Genomic DNA, 2,691 nt, shown 5'->3' with positions numbered 1-2,691 from the left:
CTCTTTTGCCATTAAAGAATCAATATAATCTGATACCCTTTTTTTTAGCCCGGTAGGTAAGTCTGCTAATTTTGTATATAATTGAATGTCAGTCATAATATCAAATATAAAAAAGATTTGTGACTATTCAGGTTTCAGAAAATCGATATTCCTTTTTAGTCCGGAGAATTTAGTGCGCTTAACTGCCGATCCTTTAAAGACCTTTTTAAAAACATCATCTGTAATTTCAGTCAGATCTTTTGCGTTCAAATCCAKTAAGCCGTTCTCAGGCTTAAAAGCTTCTTCATTGTGTGCTTTAGAGAAACGATTCCATGGGCAAACATCCTGACAGATATCACAACCGAACATCCAGTTGCTCATTTTATCTTTAAACTCATTGGGAATTTCATTTTTCAGCTCAATGGTGAGGTAGGAGATACATTTGGTTCCATCTACAACCTGAGGTGCAATAATGGCATCAGTTGGGCAGGCATCTAAACATCTTGTGCAGCTTCCGCAATAATCAGCTTGATATGGGTGATCGTAATCTAGCTCCAGATCAACAATCAACTCTGCAAGAAAAAAAAAGGAACCATCAGTTTTACTGATCAGGTTAGAATTTTTACCAATCCAGCCAATACCCGATTTTTTCGCCCAGGCACGATCTAAAACCGGAGCAGAATCTACAAATGCCCTTCCCGAAACCTCACCAATGTTTTCTTCAATAAAATGAGTTAATTCCTTTAATTTATCTTTTATTACTGTATGGTAATCTTGTCCGTACGCATATTTGGAAATTTTTGGCGCATCAGGATCTGATTGTTTTTCTTCTGTATAATAGTTTAAGGATAAGGAAATTACTGATTTTGCGTCCTCAACTAAAAGTCTGGGGTCGAGGCGTTTATCGAAATAATTTTCCATATATTTCATTTCACCATGGCGGTTTTGATTCAGCCATTTTTCTAACCTTGGTGCCTCTTCTTCAAGAAATTCAGCTTTTGAAATGCCACAGGCCATAAAACCCAAACGCAGGGCTTCATCTTTGATGAGTTGGCTATATTTTGCAGAATTGTTGTACACCGATCTGCAAAGATAAGGCTTAGGATTTAAAACATTTTCATTAATCACTTGTTCTAAATACAGAAACTAAATTAATTAATTATGGTTCATCCTGATTGAAATTACACTAGGAAAGGACGAACTTTTAGAGTATTAGCTATGGAAAATATAGATCCACAACATACGGAATCAGGAGCAGCTCCTAAACCGATCGAAAAAGATTACGAAAGTCATAAAGAAAACCCGGGGCCGGCAAAACCTGCCGTTACTGAGAAAGATGAAAACGGTGGCGGTCAAGCCTTAAAATGGGTTTTACCGATAGCCATTATCATTGGTTTGATTATATGGTTTGTGATGAGAAAATAATTAGCTTTAGATTAAAATGAAAATGCCGGTAAATTAATTTGACCGGCATTTTTTATGTGTTTTTATTTTAATAGTTTAACCTGATAAAGGTCTTTCCGCCTGTCTTTTAGCACTTTTACTGTTCCATAGTGGTGCAGTTCGTCTAGTAAATGCAGGTCAACATCTACCACTAAAACCATCTCCGTATTTGGCGTAGCTTCTGCTTTTATGGCATTGGTAGGGAAAGCGAAATCAGAAGGTGTAAAAACTGCCGATTGCGCGAACTGGATGTCCATGTTGTTTACCTTCGGTAAATTGCCCACGCAGCCTGCAATGGCCACATAACATTCGTTTTCTATAGCTCTTGCTTGTGCGCAATGGCGAACACGTGTATAACCATTCTGTGTATCCGTTAAGAATGGTACAAATAAAATCTGCATGCCCTGATCGGCATAAATGCGGCTTAATTCAGGGAATTCTACATCGTAACAGATCAAAATGCCCACTTTACCACAATCGGTATCAAATACCTGTACTTTATCGCCACCGATCATACCATAATATTTTTGCTCATTCGGTGTAATGTGGATTTTTCTATACTCGTCTATTTTACCGGTACGGTGACAAAGGTAAGTGGCATTATAAAGTTTGCCATCCTCAATAAGTGGCATACTGCCTGTAATGATGTTAGTATTGTAGCTCAAGGAATACTCATGCATTTTTTGTACAATCTCTTCTGTTTTTTCGGCGAGTTTGCGCATGGCCTCAATCTCTGGCAAATGATTATAAGGTTGCAGTAAGGGCGTGTTGAATAGCTCAGGGAACATCACGAAATCTGATTTGTAACCACTTAGCGCATCAACAAAAAACTCTACTTGCTCATAAAATGCATCCATATTGGGGAATAAACGCATTTCCCATTGCACCAAACCCAAACGGATGGTCATTGCCGAACGGGCTGAAGCATCAATACCTTGATAATAAATGTTATTCCACTCAATTAAGGTAGCATACTCTTTTGATTCTTTATCACCAGGTAAATAGTTTTTCAATACTTTTCTTACGTGAAAATCATTAGAGATCTGGAAAGTCAATGTAGGATCGTAAATTTCTTTTGCTTTTACCTTGTCTATATACTGCCTTGGGCTAAGCTGTTCTGCATATTGGTGATAACCCGGAATTCTGCCACCGGCAATAATGCTTTTTAGATTTAGGCTTTCGCAGAGTTCTTTACGTGCCTCATATAACCTTCTTCCCAAGCGCAAACCACGGAAGTCAGGGTGCACGAAAATTTCGATTCCATAGAGG

The 2,691-nt window shown here is 38.1% G+C and carries 3 protein-coding genes; 1 reads left to right on the top strand and 2 read right to left on the bottom strand.

Annotation, left to right across the window (positions count from 1 at the left end):
• Window positions 1-123: 123 nt before the first annotated feature.
• A complete protein-coding gene (gene queG / locus AC1DPQ_RS23995; protein WP_477611105.1) occupies window positions 124-1,059 on the bottom strand; it encodes a tRNA epoxyqueuosine(34) reductase QueG in 936 nt (311 codons plus the stop codon).
• Window positions 1,060-1,197: 138 nt separating this feature from the next.
• Here queG and AC1DPQ_RS23990 point away from each other — a divergent pair, with 138 nt between their 5' ends.
• A complete protein-coding gene (locus AC1DPQ_RS23990) occupies window positions 1,198-1,404 on the top strand; it encodes a hypothetical protein (protein WP_477582305.1) in 207 nt (68 codons plus the stop codon).
• Window positions 1,405-1,466: 62 nt separating this feature from the next.
• On the opposite strand, the gene AC1DPQ_RS23985 is transcribed toward AC1DPQ_RS23990, so the two are convergent.
• Window positions 1,467-2,691 (bottom strand): carbon-nitrogen hydrolase family protein (locus AC1DPQ_RS23985; RefSeq protein ID WP_477611104.1); only part of this gene is annotated, 1,225 nt, incomplete at its 5' end.

This window comes from Pedobacter sp. 01T416_2, assembly GCF_056398925.1.
The sequence above is the reverse complement of the archived record's forward strand: the minus strand, read 5'-3'. Positions and strand labels throughout refer to the sequence as shown.

Bases quoted from the DNA above. Each gene is read 5' to 3' on its own strand.
- AC1DPQ_RS23990 (WP_477582305.1), top strand. From the start codon at position 1,198: ATGGAAAATATAGATCCACAACATACGGAATCAGGAGCAGCTCCTAAA.